The organism is Geodermatophilus sp. CPCC 205506 (assembly GCF_051383635.1).
Classification (GTDB): Bacteria; Actinomycetota; Actinomycetes; order Mycobacteriales; family Geodermatophilaceae; genus Geodermatophilus.
Genome location: NZ_JALPKP010000029.1, coordinates 43516 through 58852, shown reverse-complemented (window position 1 = coordinate 58852; position 15337 = coordinate 43516). Strand labels below are relative to the sequence as shown.

The window sequence follows — 15337 nt, the reverse complement described above, 5'->3', positions numbered from 1 at the left end:
CCATCCGCGAAGAAGGGCTGTGTCGTGCACGAGATGATCGCGCGAGCCGTCGAGGACCTCACCACCATCGTGGCTCGCGACCCATCGGTCCGGAGCCGCGGCGAGGCCCTGCTGCACCCGGCGCTGCCGGCGCTGTGGAGCCACCGGGTGGCCCACGTGCTGCACCGGCGGGGGTGGCGACGGGGCGCGCGTGCCCTCGCCGGCCTGGCCCGCGCGGCCAGCGGCGGCGTCGAGATACACCCGGGCGCGCGGCTCGGCCGACGGGTGTTCATCGACCACGGCGCGGCGCTGGTGATCGGTGAGACCGCCGTCGTGGGCGACGACGTCACCATCTTCCACCAGGTCACGCTGGGCGCCGTCGGCTGGTGGCGGGACGCCGAGCGGGACGACGGCGAACGGCGCCATCCGAGCATCGGCGACCGGGTGGTGCTCGGGGCCGGCGCAACCGTCCTCGGCCCGGTCACCGTCGGGGACGACGCGTTGATCGGCGCGTCCGCGCTGGTGCAGACCAGCGTCCCGGTCAGTGCGCGCGTGCTCGCCAGCCCTGCAGCCGTCCTGCTGCCCCACCCCGCGCCGGCGACCGACGGCCCGGGCCGGGTGCCGGGCACCGCCCCGGCTCGCGCGCTGCGTGTCGTGGCCGGTACCGGCTGCCGGCCGAGCGCTACCCCACCGCCGCCCACCCCCCGGGACCACCGGCCCAGCGCCTGATCGGAGACCAATTCGTGCGACACCTCGGAATCCTGGAGAGCAACCTCTCCGGCTCGGGCTTCGAGGGCCTGCGGATCAGCAAGGCTCTCGGCTGCCACGTCACCTTCTTCACCCGCGACGTGCAGCGCTACCTCGACGTCCCCGGTGCACCGGCGTACTTCGACGACTACGTCGACGAGATCGTGCACTGCGAGACGAACGTCCTCGAGGAGCTGCTGCCGCACGTACGGGCGATCGCGGCCCAGCGGCCGTTTGACGGGTTCCTCACGCTGGCCGAGTACGACGTCGTGGTCGGCGCCCAGGTCGCGGTCGAGCTGGGGCTGCCCACGGTCAGCGTCGAGGGCGTCCGAGTGGCCCGCAACAAGGCGCTGATGCGCCGCCGCTGTGCCGAGGCCGGCCTGCCGATGCCGGCCTTCCGCACCGTCGAGACACCGGCCCAGGCCCGGGAGGCAGCTCTCGGGGTGGGCCTGCCGTGCGTCGTCAAGCCGGCCGACGAGACGAGCAGCGCCGACGTGCGCCGGTGCCTCACCCCGGATGAGGCCGCCGGACACGTCGCGCTCATCCGCACCAGGGTGGAGAACACCCGCGGCCAGGCCCGGTACCACGAGCTGATGGTCGAGGAGTGCGTGCGCGGGCCCGAGGTGAGCGTCGAGGTGCTGGCCGAGGGCGACCGCTTCGAGGTGCTGGGCGTCACCGACAAGTCGCTGGCCGGCCACGGGTACTTCGTCGAGATCGGGCACTCCTTCCCCTCCGCCCTGCCGCCGGAGACCGTCCGTGCGTGCGGCGAGCTGGCCACCGATGCCCTGCGCGCCGTGGGTTTCGACCTCGGGATGGCGCACGTCGAGATCCGGGTCACCGAGTCCGGGCCGCGACTCATCGAGATCAACCCGCGGCCGGCCGGTGGCAAGATCACCGACCTGGTCGACCACGCGCTGGGCATCTGCTGCCTGGAGCTCGCCATCCGGCAGTACCTGGGACAGTCGCTGCCCGACGTCGTGCTGCCGCCCGCGCCGGTGGCCGGCGCCGCCATTCGCTACCTCAGCGGCCCGCCCGGTCGGGTCGTGGCGGTCACCGGTCAGGAGCGGGCGGCCGGCATGCCCGGCGTCCTCGAGGTGACGCTCAAGCCGAAGCCGGGCGACGTGCTGCGACCGTTGCACCGCAACGGCGACCGCGCGGGCCACGTGCTGGTCGTCGCCGAGACGGCGGCGCTGGCCAGCCGAACCGCCGAGGCGGCCGGCCACGAGATCGGCATCCACACCGAACCCCTGGCGACCGGCCCGGCGGGCACGTCGATCGCCGACCTGGTCGGCCGCACTCCGCTGGTGGAACTGGACCTGCAGCGTCTGCTCGACGCGGAACCCGGAGGCGCCCGGGTGCTGGCCAAGCTGGAGATGCTGAACCCCCTGTCCAGCAGCAAGGACCGCGCCGCGCTTTCGATGCTGGCGGGCGCCGAGGCGCGCGGCGAGCTGGCCCCGGGCGGCACCGTGGTGGAAGCGACCTCCGGCAACACGGGGATCTCCCTGGCCGCGCTGGCGGCCGCCCGCGGTCACCGGTGCATCATCGTGCTGCCGGACAACGCCACGCCGGAGCGGCTGCACATCCTGCGCGCCCTGGGCGCGGAGGTGGTGCGGACGCCGGCCGAGGGCAGGTACGAGGCCGCCGTCGCGAAGGCCGAGGAGATCCACCGCGCCACGCCCGGCTCGTGGTTCTGCCGCCAGCACGAGAACCCCGACAACGTCCGGGCGCACCTCCAGACCACCGGCCCGGAGATCTGGGCGGCCACCGGCGGCGAACTGGACGTCCTGGTCTGCGGCGTCGGCACCGGCGGCACCTTGAGCGGCATCGCCCGCTACGTCAAGCAACGCAGACCCGGGGTGCGCGTGGTCGCCGTCGAGCCGGCCGGCTCGCCACTGCTGTCCGGCGGCGTACCCGGCCCGCACGGGATCCCTGGCTTCAACGGCGGGTTCATCGCGGCCACCACGGACCGGGATCTGATCGACGAGGTGGTCACCGTCACCGATGCCGACGCCCTGGCGACGGCGCACCGGCTGGCCCGCAGGGCCGGCCTGCTGGTCGGCGTGTCGGCCGGGGCCGCAGTGCACGCCAGCGGGATCGTCGCTGCGCGGGCGGGTCTGGCCGGCGCCGTCGTCGTCACCGTTCTGCCGGACACCGGCGAGCGCTACCTCAGTGCCTGGCACCGGGAAGCCGAGTCGGCTGTGCCGGTGGCCGTTGCGCCTGGGCCGGTCATCGTCTCCGGCGGTGTGCCCTGAACGGTGAGCCTCCCGCTGCGGACGGGCGTCCGCGGCTGCTCATGGTCATGCCGTACCGGCAGCTGGTCCGGAAGGCCGTCGAGGAGGGGTTCTGGGTGGCCGCCCTGTGGGACCCGACGCTGGAGACCCCGGAGTACCTGGACGACGTACGGGCGGCCGCGGACGTCATGGTCCTCGCCGACTTCGCCGACGGTCCTGGGCTGCGCCGCACCATCCGGGAAACGGCGGAGCGGTTCGGCGTCGCGACGATCTACCACGTCGGCCGCGAGGAGACGATGCTCGCCGCCTACGAGGTCGCCGAGCTGCTCGGAGCGGAGCTGAACCCGGCGACCGCGGTGCGCCTGCTCACCGACAAGCTGGCGATGCGCCGACACCTGGCCGACTGCGGCATCTCCGCCGTCCGGTTCGCGGCTGCAGCGACGCGGGCGGACGTCCCGGCAGCGCTCGCCGAGGTGGGCTTGCCGGCCGTGGTCAAGCCGACCGCACTGGCCGGCAGCCGCGGCGTCTTCCTCTGGCGGCGGGCCGAGGACGGCGCGGCGTGGACGGAGCTCGTCGACGGTTTCGGCTGCGCGGGCCCGTTCCTCGTCGAGGAGTACCTGCGCGGCCCGGAGTTCAGCGTCGAGACGCTCAGCCACCACGGGCGGCACCAGGTCGTCGGCGTGACGGAGAAGCAGCTCGGGCCGCCGCCGCTGTTCGTGGAGGTCGGGCACGTCCACCCTGCGCGCCTCCCACCGGACCGGCGGCGCGCCGTCGAGGACCTGACGACGAGCTTCCTCACCGCGTGCGGCTACCGTTTCGGACCGGCCCACACCGAGGTGATCTGGACCGCCGACGGCCCGCGGATCGTCGAATCACAGGCCCGGCTGGGCGGCGACCGCATCCCACGACTGGTCCAGCTCAGCTGTGGGCTGGACATCGAGCGCGCCGTCTTCGCGGCGCTCGCCGGCCGCCTGCCGGCGCGGGCCACGCACACCGCGACGGCGGAAGTCCGCTTCGTCACGCTGCCGCCCGGGCGGGTCGATGCCGTGCGCGGGCTGCAGGCGGCGCGTCGGCTTGGCGGGGTGGACGAGCTGACGCTGCGCCCGCGGCCGGGCGACGTGCTGACCCCCGTGCGCGACTCTCGCGGCCGGCACGGGCACGTCATCGTGTCCGGCGCCGGACCGGAGGAGGCGACTGCGCGGCTGGACGAGGTCCTCGCGACGATCGCGGTGGTCGTGAACGGCGTCGCCCACCGGCTCGACGGTCGGCCCCACCGGACCGTCGGCTGCCGACCAGCTCGCCTTCGCACCGTCACCGAGGCCCCGGAGGGCATCGACCATGTCGTTCCAGCAGCCCCTGCCTGCAGATGAGCAGGTCGTCTTCGTCGGGTTCAACTCCGCCTACCTGCGGGCGATCGAGGGCCGCGCGCCGACCGGCGGCATCGTCGTCCTCGAGGAGCCGGACATCATCCGCAAGCGCTCCCTGGCGGGCGCGGCGGACGCCTTCGACTGCCTGGACCGGATCGTCCCGGTCGCGTACCAGCAGTCCTCCGACGTCCTCGAAGCGGGGGCCGCGGTGGCCGGGCAACGGTCGGTGGCCGCCGTCGTCCCCGGCCTGGAGTACGCCGTACCGGCGGCCGCCGCGCTGGCCGCGGAGCTGGGCCTGCCCGGCGCGACCGAGCCGGCCGCACAGGCGCTGCGCGACAAGATCCAGCTACGGCAGGCGGCCGAGGCCGGCGGGGTGCGAAACCCGGACTGGCGCGAGGTCCACGGCCCCGACGACGTCCTCGCCTTCGCCGGCGGCCGACCGGTGGTCCTCAAGCCGGCCAATCGTCAGGCGAGCGTGGGCGTGGTGCTGCTCGACGCGGTCGACCCGGTGTCCACGCGGGCCGCGTGGGAGCACGCCTGCCGGGCGCATGAGCGCACGCAGGTGCCGGACCGGGAGCTGGCCTGGCGGTACATGGTCGAGGAGCGGCTGCGCGGCCCGGAGTTCAGCGTGGAGGCGCTGGTCCGCGCCGGCTCGGTGATCTTCGAGAACGTGACGGCGAAGACCGTGGTGCCCGGGCCCTACCCGGTCGAGCTCGGCCACCTGGTCCCGGCACCGCTGGAACGCACCACCCGCGCCGCCTTCGCGGCGGCGACCCGGTCACTCGTCGCGGCGATCGGCTTCGACACCGGCATCCTGCACGCGGAGTGGATCCTCACCGAGCACGGCCCGACGCTCGTCGAGTGCGCCGGCCGCTGCCCCGGCGACCACGTCGTCGACCTCATCGACCTGGCCTGGGACACGAGGCTCCGGTTCACCCTCATCGACCTGCTGGCCGGCCGGCCGGTCACGCTCCCTGCGGCGCCCGCCCGGGCGTCGGCGATCCGGTTCCTGGCCGCCGAGCCCGGCACCGTCGTGGACGTCATCGGCGTCGACGCGGCGTCCCGGCTGCCCGGCGTGCACGACCTCTCGGTCGAGGTGACGCCGGGCGACCCGGTCGGGGTGTGGGCGTCGTCCTGGGACCGCTGTGGACACGTCCTGGTCACCGGGGCCGACCCGGCCGACGCGCAGAGCCGGGCGGTGGACGCCAGCGCAGCCGTCCACATCGCGACGAGCTCGTCGGATCTGTGACGACCCCCACCCGGACACCGCCCCCCTCGGCGCGGCGCCGCTCGAGCCTGCGCGCACGCGCCACGCACGCGGAGCCCCGGCCCGGCCTGCCCGGCGGGTCGGTCGGCATGCGACTGGCCGTGATGGCCCTGGTCGACGCAGTCGGCACCGGCGCCTTCCTGGCGGTGTCGGTCCTGTTCGTGACCCGTTCGGTGCACCTGTCGCCGGCCGAGCTGGGCCTCGGCCTCACCCTGTCCGGGGCGATCGCGCTCGCGACGACCGTCCCGATCGGCGCGCTCGCAGACCGGATCGGCCCGCGCCGGGTGCTGGTCGGTCTCAGCCTCTGGCGCTGCGGTGGCTTCGTCGCCTACGCGTTCGTCCAGAACCTGTGGCAGTTCCTCACCGTCGTCTGCCTGCTCGGCCTGGTCGACAAGGCATCCGCGCCGATGTCCCAGGCGCTGGTCGGGCAGGCGGTGGCGGCCGCCGACCGGATCCGGGTGATGGCCACCCTCCGGGCGGTGCGCAACGTCGGGATGAGTGCGGGAGCGATGCTCGGCGGCCTGGGCATGCTCGTCGACACCCGCCCCGCCTTCAGCGCCGTCCTGCTCGCCAACGCGGCGTCGTTCGCCGTCCTGGCCGCGCTCGCCGCGGGGCTGCCGCGGCTGCTGGTGCCGGCCGCCGGACTGCGCCGCCGGTTCTCCGTGACCGTGTTCCGGGACGGCGCCTTCCTGGCGTTCACGGCCGTGAACGCGGTCCTCACCATGCACATGACCCTGCTCAGCATCGGACTGCCCCTGTGGATCATCGGGCACTCGCACGCCCCGCCGGCCGTCATCGCGCCGCTGCTGGTGGTCAACACGGTGCTGGCCGTGGCGCTGCAGGTCCGCGCCAGCCGCGGAACGGACACCGTCCCGACCGCGACGCGGGCACTGCGCCGGGCCGGGATCGCGCTGGCCACCTGCTGCCTGCTGCTGGTCGGCGTGCCGCGGCTCGGCGCCGGACCGGCCGTCGTCCTGCTGCTGGTCGCGATGGTGGCGCTGACCGCGGGCGAGCTGTGGCAGTCGGCCGGCGGCTGGGGCGGCTCCTACCTGCTGGCCCGGCCGGGGCAGGACGGCGTCTACCTGTCGGTCTTCTGGCTCGGCGTCGCGGTGCAGCAGATCGCGGCGCCCGTCGTCCTGACCCGTGTGCAGGCCGCCGGCACGGCCGGCTGGGTAGCGCTGGCCGCCGTCCTCGCCGGCTCCGGACTGCTCGCGCCGGCGGTCGGCCGCTGGGCGCTGGCCCGGAGGTCCGCCGGCCGGGAACCGGTCGCGGTCCCCGCCACCTGAGCGGTCCGGCTCGGGGACCGTCACCCGGGCGATCGTCCACCTCGTCGCGGAGCTCCTCCGCACGCGGGAGCACCCCCACGGTCGTCGACCGTGGGGGTGCTCCCACGTGCGCGCCGGTCCGGGGGCAACCGGGCGGAGGGACGCCGACCCGGCAGGAGCCGGCACGCCGGCTCAGGCGGCCTCGTCCTCCGCCCCGCGGAAGAAGTTGGGACGGCGCACGGTCGGGTCGTAGGCGCAGTGGTAGACGGGCGTGGTGGAAGGTGACATCGGCGGGACGATCCAGGCCCAGTCGGCGTTGACCTCCCGCCCGGACCGCATCTCGGTCTGCACATACCGGTGGAACTGATCGGTCATCGTGTGGTGGTCGACGATGCGGACACCCGCGCGCTCGAAGGACCACAGGACCGCGGCGTTCAGCTCCACCAGAGCTCGGTCCTTCCACAGCGTTCGAGCGGAGGAGACGTCACATCCCAGGTGCCGCGCCACCGTCGGCAGCATGTCGTAGCGGCTGGCGTCCCCGAAGTTCCGCGTGCCGATCTCGGCAGCCACGTACCAGCCGCTGAAGGGCGCGGCAGGGTAGGACACGCCCCCGATCTCCAGGCGCATGTCCGAGACCGTCGGGAAGCTGTACCACCGCAGCCCGAGGGACGCGAACCACGTGTGGTCGGGATGCGTGATGGCCACCTCGGGGGTCACCGCGTCCGGCAGCTCGAACAGGGTGGTGCCGTGTCCGGGCACCTCGACAGCGACCGGGAGGATGTCGAACGCCCCCGGAGGATCCCGGTCCCAGCCCAGGTCTCGGATGGTGTCGGTCAGGGCGAGGTTCGCCGGGTCACCCACGATCGAGCCGTCGGCTGCCCGGTGTCCGGCATAGCGGACGAGCTGGTCGTTCAGGATCCGCGGGCCGGGGCGTCCGGGCGCGTCCGGTGCGAACACCGACAGGACCGGCTTGATCCGGCCCCCGTTGCCCGCGAGCCTCAGGTGCTCGACGAGTTCGTCCCGGATCCCCTCCGGGGACGACACGGTCCGGCAGTCCCTGACCTGCAGGGTCCGCCAGTACAGCTTGCCGATGCACCTCGTGTGGTTCCGCCATGCGATCCGGCAGCCGAACTGGAGCTCGGCCGCAGTGTGGACATAGGTCCCCGTCCGCGAGATCTCGTCGACGATGGCCTCCCACCGCGGCTGCCAGAGGTCGTCGGGCATGCGGGTCTCCCGCCGGAAGACCTGCATGAAGTCGCTCGCGGCTGCCAGCACCGAGGCGGGCGGCGCCGCTGCCGGCGGTTCCGGCGTTGCCGGGCAGAAGTCGTGACGGGATGAGTGCACCGTGCCTCCAGGGATGCGCCGACGGCGGCTTCTTCGCGAGGACAGAGCCGGCCCGGCGCGGTCAGATACGGCGGTGCCGGCGTATCAGGGGCGGACGCGCGGTCCTCCGCGTAGCGGGGGTCGGGGCGTCCCGTTCCCCGAGGGCCGAACGGGCCCGACCACCAGCCAGCCCGGGAGGAACAGTGGCGTTGCCCCGCACGGCCACCCTGCTCGTCGTCGACGTCCAGGAGGCCTTCGACGACCCCAGCTGGGGGGCGCGCAACAACCCCTCGGCCGAGTCGAACATCGGAGCCCTGCTGGACCGATGGCGGTCCACCGGCCGCCCGGTCGTCCACGTCCAGCACCGCAACCCCGCACCGGGGAGCCTGTTCCACCCCGACGCCCCGGGGCACCGGTTCAAGCCGGTGGCTGCCCCGCTTCCCGGCGAGGCGGTCGTGCACAAGTCGGTGAACAGCGCCTTCATCGGTACGGATCTGGAACGGCGGCTGCGGGCCCGAGCAGAAGTGGACCTCGTCATCTGCGGGCTGACCACCGACCACTGCGTGTCGACGACGACCCGGATGGCGGGCAACCTCGGGTTCCGTGCGCGTCTCGTCGGGGACGCGACCGCGACCTTCGAGCGGACCGGCCCCGACGGGCGCCACTACGGCGCAGATCTCGTGCACGACACCGCCCTGGCCAGCCTGCACGGCGAGTTCGCGGACGTCGTGGCGACCGAGGACGTCCTGCTCGACCGTTGACACGGGCGGCCCGTCTGCCCGCCGGGGCGCCGGGGCGCCGGATCACGGCGCCGCGGGTGACGGTGGACGGCCCGCGGTGCGGCGCGCGTACGCCGCGGCCACGGCGAGGAAGGCGTCGTTGGCGGCCGGCAGCCCGACGGTCACGCGGATGCCCTCGCCGGGGAAGGGCAGGACGAAGACCCCGGCCGCCGCGCAGGCGTCGGCGAGGTCGTTGCTGCGAGCACCGGCGGCGACCCAGAGGAAGTTGGCGTGGCTCTCGGGGACGGGCCAGCCCTGCCGGAGGAGCGCCACGCGGACCCGGTCACGTTCGGCGATGACCTGGTCCACCCTCCGATCGAGGTCCCGGGTCACGTCCAGCGACGCGAGTGCCGCCGCCTGTCCCAGGCCGCTCACCGCGAACGGCGGGACCGCCGCGCGCAGGGCAGTGGTGAGAGGGCCGTGGGCGATGGCGTAGCCGACCCGGAGACCGGCGAGCCCGTACGCCTTGGAGAAGGTCCGGAGCACGGCGACGTTGCGGTGCCGGCGGTAGAACTCGAGACCGTCCGGTACGTCCGGGGCCCGGACGAACTCCCGATAGGCCTCGTCGATCAGGACCGGCACGTCGCCCGGGACCTCGCTGAGGAACCGGTGCAGCTCGTCGTGCTCGATGCAGGCTCCGGTCGGGTTGTTCGGGTTGCACAGGACGACCAGGCGGGTCCGGTCGGTCACGGCGCCTGCCATGCGGGGCAGGTCGTGCCGGGCATCAGAGGTGAGCGGAATCCGGATCGAGGTGGCGCCCGAGAGGTCGGCGAGCGCCGAGTACGCCTCGAAGGACCGCCAGGCGTAGACCACCTCGTCGCCCGGACCGCAGCTGACGGCCAGCAGCTGTGCCAACAGGGCGGCGCTGCCCGCGCCGCACACGATGTCGTCGGCGGGGACGGCCAACCGTGCCGCCAGCGCCGACCGCAGAGCACCGGCCCGTGGGTCCGGATAACGGTTGATCTCGGAGGCGCCGTCGACGATGGCCTGGCAGACCCCGGCCAGCGGCGGGTACGGGTTCTCGTTCGCGAACGAACGGTGGGCGGGGAAACGGGCGGTGAGCGCGCTCACGTCGCCGGCCAGCTGCGCCCGCATCAGGTCGGGAACGGAGGACATCGGGTCGGGCGCGGTGCTCAGGGCATCGGCCGACCGCAGCGACCGTGGCCCGGCGCGTCCGGCCCTCGGGGCCGCCGGCGCGTCGGTGGTGGTACGGGCGAGCTCGGACATGACGGCTCCTTGACGGGCCGGGCCGCGGGCCGGGCGCGCAGATCCCCGTCGGAGCGTGGTCGGCTGTCCAGGATCCGACGACCCGTCGGGCGGGATGCCCCGTGCGGTCTGCGTGCGGGGCCGGCTCCCCAGCGGAGCCCGCGGCCCCCTGGTGGATGGGGCTTCTGGCGGAGACCGGCGGCGGTCCGCTGATACACGTGCCCCGCAGACGAGCGCCGTCCGGCGCCGCCGGGCCGCACGCTCCCGGCCGTCGGCCGGCAGCCGCCGTATCACCGGGCTCCCGAACTGCTCTGCCCTCTGCGTCCGGCCGGCGAGGTGCCGTGGGAGCTCGACCCCGACCTCCCAGCCGGCCGGTGTCGTACGTGCGCCGCCGAGCAGAGGAACGAGGTACCCCATGGGCTCCGCCGTCCGTACCCCCGGATCAGCTCCGCCGACGGGCGATCCCGGAGCCGCCGCCCCCGCACGAGCGCCCCAGCAACCGGACTGGCCGGACCTCGATGCCGTGGCCGCGGCTCGCCGGGAGCTGGCCGCCCGCCCCGCTCTCGTTGGACCGCGCTCCGTCGCCCGGCTGCGCGCCAGGATGGCCGCCGCCGCACAGGGGCGCGCGATGGTCGTCCAGGGCGGTGACTGCGCCGAGGCCTTCGGGACCGATGCCGAGACGGTGCGCCGCACCCTGGGCGTCCTGGCGGGGGTCGCCACCGTGCTCGGCAGGGCCGGCGGCGTACCGGTTGTCGAGGTGGGCCGGATCGCCGGCCAGTACGCCAAGCCGCGCTCGTCACCGATCGAGCGCGTGGGCGATCGAACGCTTCCGAGCTTTCGCGGCCACATCGTGCACGACCACCGCCCGAGCGCCGCCGCCCGCAGGCCGGACCCGCGCCGCCTCGTGCGCGCCCACGACGAGGCCGCCGCCACGCTGCGGGCCGTCGACGCCGCGACGGCAGGACGTCGCTCTCCCGTCTGGACCAGCCATGAGGCCCTTCTCCTCGACTACGAAGAACCACTGGTCCGGCGGGATCCGGTGACCGGCGGACGGTACGGGGGCTCGGGGCACCTCCTGTGGCTCGGTGAGCGCACCCGCGATCCGGACGGCGCCCACGCCAGGTTGCTCGCCGGCCTGAGCAACGCCGTCGCCTGCAAGCTGGGCCCGGACGCCGCGGTCCGGGACGTGCTGCGGCTGTGCGAGCTGCTGGACCCCGACCGTCTCCCGGGTCGTCTCTCGCTGATCTCCCGGATGGGGGCGGATGCCATCCGGGCAGCCCTCCCACCCCTGGTCCGTGCCGTCCGCGACGCCGGCCACCCGGTCGTCTGGCTCTGCGACCCGATGCACGGCAACACGGTGGCCGCGACCGGAGGCGGGAAGACCCGGTCCCTACGCGCGGTGATCGACGAGGCCGTCGCGTTCGTGGCCGTGCACCGGGACGAAGGCACGTGGCCGGGCGGGCTGCACCTCGAACTCACCGGGGACGACGTCCACGAGTGCGTGGACGACGCGACGGAGCGCCCACCCGCGGGCCGGGCCACGTCGTTGTGCGACCCCCGGCTCAACGCGCAGCAGGCCCTGACGGTGGCGGGCGCCATCAGCGACGTCCTGGGCCGCACCGCGGCCGGCCCATCCGCGGCCGTCCGGGGGGACGCCCCGGTATCAGACGCCGCCTGACCCCCTCCGTTCAGCCGTCACCCCGACTCACGTCTCCAGAGGAACCACTCATGCGTCTTTCCCCGCTGGCCGGCGACGGCAGCGCAGGCCCGGTCTCCGGTCAGGAGCTCGCGCCTCTCCGGATCCGGCTGGACAGCATCGACGAGGCGCTGCTCGACCGGCTGCGCGAGCGGCTCGAGTGCTGCCGCGCGATCGCCGCCGTCAAGGAGCGGCACGGCCTGCCGATGATGCAGCCCGACCGGATCGAGTTCGTCCGCCGGCGCGCCAGCAGGTACGCCACCGACCACGGCCTCGATGCCGGCTTCGTGGAGCGGCTCTACGCGCTGATCCTCGCCGAGGCATGCCGGCTGGAGAGCGCGCTCATGGGCGAGGACCGGCAGCCCGGCTGTGAGCCGATGGGCAGCTGCACGATCCCGGCGGAGCTCACGTGACGGGGATGCGAACGCTGCTGATCGACAACTACGACTCCTTCACCTACAACCTGCACCAGCTCCTGGGCGAGGTCACAGGCGTGGCCCCCACGGTCGTCCGCAACGACACGGCCTGCTCTCGGGAACTGCTCGAACAGTTCGACAGCGTGGTGATCTCACCGGGCCCGGGCCGGCCGGAGCGGGTGGCGGACTTCGGCATCAGCGGGCAGGTCATCCGGGAGAGCGGACTGCCTCTGCTCGGGGTCTGCCTCGGTCATCAGGGGCTGTGCCAGCTCTTCGGTGCGGCCGTCACGCACGCGCCTGCTCCGATGCATGGCCGGATCTCACCGGTCCACCACAGCGGCGGCGGTGTGTTCGCCGGGTTGCCGTCGCCCTTCGCCGCGGTCCGGTACCACTCACTCGCCGTCACGGACCTCCCGGACGAGATCGAGCCGCTGGCGTGGACTCCCGACGGCGTCATCATGGGCGTCCAGCACCGGTACCTGCCGATGTGGGGCGTCCAGTTCCACCCGGAGTCGATCAGCAGCACCCACGGCCGCGAGCTGCTCGAGAACTTCCAGGAGCTGGCCCTGGCGGCCCGGGGACGGGCTCGCGCACGCCGGCGCCCGGTTCCGCCCCGGGCCGCCCCGTCGGGCCCCCGGGTCGGGGCATCGGGGCGTTACCGCGTCCACGTCCGGCAGTTGCCGTTCCTCCCCGATCCGGTCGCGGCGCTGGAGGCGCTGTTCCCGCAGGGTGCGCCCCGCTTCTGGCTGGACAGCAGCGACGTGGGCGCGGCGTCGTCGCGCTTCTCCTTTCTCGGGGACGGCCGCGGCCCTCTCGCGGAGTACCTGACCTACGACGTCGCAACGCGGACCGTGACGGTGGACCGTGGCGGCGAGCGGCGGCGCATCCAGACCGCGTTCTACGACTACCTGGACGAGCAGCTGCGCAGCCGCCGCGCCGAGACCCCCGAGGGTCTCCCGTGCGACTTCAACCTCGGCTATGTGGGCTGCCTCGGCTACGAGCTGAAGGCGGAGACGGGGGGCAAGGCGGCCCATGGGGCGCGGACGCCGGATGCGGCTCTGCTGTTCGCCGACCGGATGCTCGTGCTCGACCACCGGGAGGGCTCGTGCTACCTCGTGGGCCTGAGCGTCGATGACGAGACCACGACGCTGGCGTGGCTCTCCGAGAGCGCCGCGACGCTCTCGTCGTTGCCCGGCCGCGACGCCGGGCCGATGCGACCGACCTCCCCTGTGGCCCTGGTCGGGATGACCGACCCGTCGGTCCGGGACCGACTGACCCTGCGACAGGACGAGGGCTCCTACGCACGCCTGGTCGGGGAGTGCCTGGCCGAGATCCGCGACGGTGAGTCGTACGAGATCTGCCTGACCAACGCTGTCACCGCCCGGACGACGGTCGACCCGCTCAGCACCTACTCGTGGATGCGGGAGGTCAGCCCGGTGCCGTACGGAGCGTTGCTGGACTTCCCCGGGCTCGCCGTACTGAGCGCCTCCCCCGAGCGGTTCCTGTCGATCGGCTGTGACGGCACCGTCGAGTCCAAGCCGATCAAGGGCACCCGGCCCCGGGGGGCGTCACCCGAGGAGGACGAGGCGCTCCGGCGAGATCTCGGCAGCCGGGAGAAGGACCGTGCCGAGAACCTCATGATCGTCGACCTCGTCCGCAACGACCTCAACCGCGTGTGTGAGCTCGGCTCGGTGCACGTACCGCAGTTGTTCGAGGTGGAGACCTACGCACCGGTCCACCAACTCGTGTCGACGATCCGCGGCACCCTGCGCCCGGAGGTCTCCGCCGTGGACTGCGTGCGAGCCGCCTTTCCCGGTGGCTCCATGACCGGGGCCCCCAAGGTCCGCACGATGGAGATCATCGACCGGCTGGAAGGGGGGCCGCGAGGGATGTACTCCGGGTCCCTGGGCTGGTTCTCCCTGAGTGGTGCGGCCGACCTGAACATCGTCATCCGCACCCTCCTCGTCACCGAGGGCGAGGTCAGCTTCGGCGTCGGCGGCGCGGTGATCGCCCTCTCCGACGCGGCGGAGGAGTTCGAGGAGACCGTCGTGAAGTCCCGCGTCATGGTCACCGCCCTCGACAGGAGGGCACACGGGGACGACGCACCACCGCGCCTCGCGGAGTGCGCATGACCGCGCCCGCCGACCCGCGGCCGGTCTGCGTGGTGATCGGCGGCGCCGGTCAGGTCGGCCGGATGTTCGTCGATGTGCTGCTCGGTCTCGACGCGCGGGTCTGCGTGGTGGATCCCGCCGGCCGGCCGGTGTGGCTGCCGGAAGGCTGCGCTTTCGAGCGGGGCGACGTCACCGCCCCGGGTCCGGGACTGGCAGCGGTTCTCGCCCGCGCCGACGTCGTCGTCCTCGCCGTGCCCGAACGGGTGGCCCTGGAGGCCGTCGGGAGTCTCGCCGCACTCATCCGGCCCGACGCCCTGCTCGTGGACACGCTGTCGGTCAAGACGCGCATCGTCCGGGCCGTCGCCGATGCCTTTCCCCGCGCGGAGGCGTTGAGCCTGAACCCGATGTTCGCCCCGGCACTCGGGATGACCGACCGGCCCATCGCAGCCGTCGCGATCCGGGACGGACCGCGCTCTCAGGAGCTGCTCGCCGGCATCAGCCGCCAGGGAGCCTGCATCATCCGGCTGACCGCCGACCAGCACGACCGGATCTCCGCCGCGGTGCAGGCCCTCACCCACGCCGCGGTGTTGGCGTTCGGGCACGCGCTGGCCGGGCTCGGGGTCGGCTCCGCCGAGATGGGGGCGATGGCTCCGCCTCCTCACCGCCTGCTCCTCGCCCTGCTGGCGCGGATCGACGGCGGCTCGCCCCACACCTATTGGGACGTCCAAGCCGCCAATCCCTACGCCGCCCGCGCTCGAGATCTGCTGGTCCAGAGCACGGCCATGCTCGCCACCATCGTCGACACCGGCCGGCAGGACCGCTTCGCCGAGGTCTTGGGCGACATCCGGGACCTGCTCGGCCACGACGCCGAGCACTACCGGCAGCTGTGCGCGGAGGCGTTCCGGCACTCCGCGTGAGATCTGCTCACGCCCTCGCCCGGGGACGGACCG

At 73.9% G+C, this 15337-nt stretch carries 12 protein-coding genes; 10 read left to right on the top strand and 2 right to left on the bottom strand.

Features of this window, described 5'->3' with window-relative positions; all coding sequences use genetic code 11:
- Nucleotides 1-33 precede the first annotated feature (33 nt).
- The 5 genes from epsC to MY520_RS17060 all read left to right on the top strand — a co-directional run bounded on the left by epsC (nt 34) and on the right by MY520_RS17060 (nt 6877).
- Nucleotides 34-708: a serine O-acetyltransferase EpsC gene (gene epsC / locus MY520_RS17080; protein WP_436693764.1), complete on the top strand. Its 675-nt coding sequence runs from the start codon at nt 34-36 to the stop codon at nt 706-708.
- A 14-nt stretch (nt 709-722) separates the two neighbouring features.
- Complete coding sequence (locus MY520_RS17075; RefSeq protein WP_436693751.1) at nt 723-2978, top strand: pyridoxal-phosphate dependent enzyme; 2256 nt, start codon at nt 723-725, stop codon at nt 2976-2978.
- A 47-nt stretch (nt 2979-3025) separates the two neighbouring features.
- Nucleotides 3026-4327, top strand: a complete 1302-nt coding sequence (locus tag MY520_RS17070; RefSeq protein ID WP_436693750.1) for an ATP-grasp domain-containing protein — start codon at nt 3026-3028, stop codon at nt 4325-4327.
- Nucleotides 4296-5573, top strand: coding sequence for an ATP-grasp domain-containing protein (locus MY520_RS17065; protein WP_436693749.1), 1278 nt, complete (start codon nt 4296-4298; stop codon nt 5571-5573). Before MY520_RS17070 ends, MY520_RS17065 begins: the two co-directional genes overlap by 32 nt.
- Before the next feature lie 107 nt (nt 5574-5680).
- A complete protein-coding gene (locus tag MY520_RS17060; protein ID WP_436693748.1) occupies nt 5681-6877 on the top strand; it encodes an MFS transporter in 1197 nt (398 codons plus the stop codon).
- 171 nt (nt 6878-7048) lie between these two features.
- Here the strand turns inward: MY520_RS17060 and MY520_RS17055 are convergent, their stop codons facing one another.
- The gene (locus MY520_RS17055) at nt 7049-8200 is read right to left on the bottom strand and encodes a nitric oxide synthase oxygenase (RefSeq protein ID WP_436693747.1); all 1152 of its coding nucleotides are present in this window, start codon (nt 8198-8200) and stop codon (nt 7049-7051) included.
- 182 nt (nt 8201-8382) lie between these two features.
- Between MY520_RS17055 and MY520_RS17050 the strand changes: the two genes are divergently transcribed.
- Nucleotides 8383-8940 (top strand): cysteine hydrolase family protein, encoded by a 558-nt coding sequence (locus MY520_RS17050; protein ID WP_436693746.1) that lies wholly within the window; start codon nt 8383-8385, stop codon nt 8938-8940.
- 42 nt (nt 8941-8982) lie between these two features.
- Here MY520_RS17050 and MY520_RS17045 read toward each other — a convergent pair whose 3' ends face one another.
- Nucleotides 8983-10185 (bottom strand): histidinol-phosphate transaminase, encoded by a 1203-nt coding sequence (locus tag MY520_RS17045; protein WP_436693745.1) that lies wholly within the window; start codon nt 10183-10185, stop codon nt 8983-8985.
- A 94-nt stretch (nt 10186-10279) separates the two neighbouring features.
- On the opposite strand from MY520_RS17045, the gene MY520_RS17040 reads away from it, so the two are divergent.
- The 4 genes from MY520_RS17040 to MY520_RS17025 are packed head-to-tail and all read left to right on the top strand — an operon-like array spanning nt 10280 to nt 15304.
- Entirely contained in the window at nt 10280-11842 is a 1563-nt protein-coding gene (locus MY520_RS17040) for a 3-deoxy-7-phosphoheptulonate synthase (protein ID WP_436693744.1), read from the top strand.
- Between the two features lie 50 nt (nt 11843-11892).
- A complete protein-coding gene (locus MY520_RS17035; RefSeq protein WP_436693743.1) occupies nt 11893-12273 on the top strand; it encodes a chorismate mutase in 381 nt (126 codons plus the stop codon).
- A gap of 5 nt (nt 12274-12278) precedes the next feature.
- Nucleotides 12279-14408 carry an aminodeoxychorismate synthase component I gene (gene pabB, locus MY520_RS17030; protein ID WP_436693763.1) on the top strand — a complete coding sequence of 710 codons (2130 nt, stop codon included), beginning with the start codon at nt 12279-12281 and terminating at the stop codon, nt 14406-14408.
- A complete protein-coding gene (locus tag MY520_RS17025; RefSeq protein WP_436693742.1) occupies nt 14405-15304 on the top strand; it encodes a prephenate dehydrogenase/arogenate dehydrogenase family protein in 900 nt (299 codons plus the stop codon). Before pabB ends, MY520_RS17025 begins: the two co-directional genes overlap by 4 nt.
- The last annotated feature ends 33 nt before the right edge of the window (nt 15305-15337 follow it).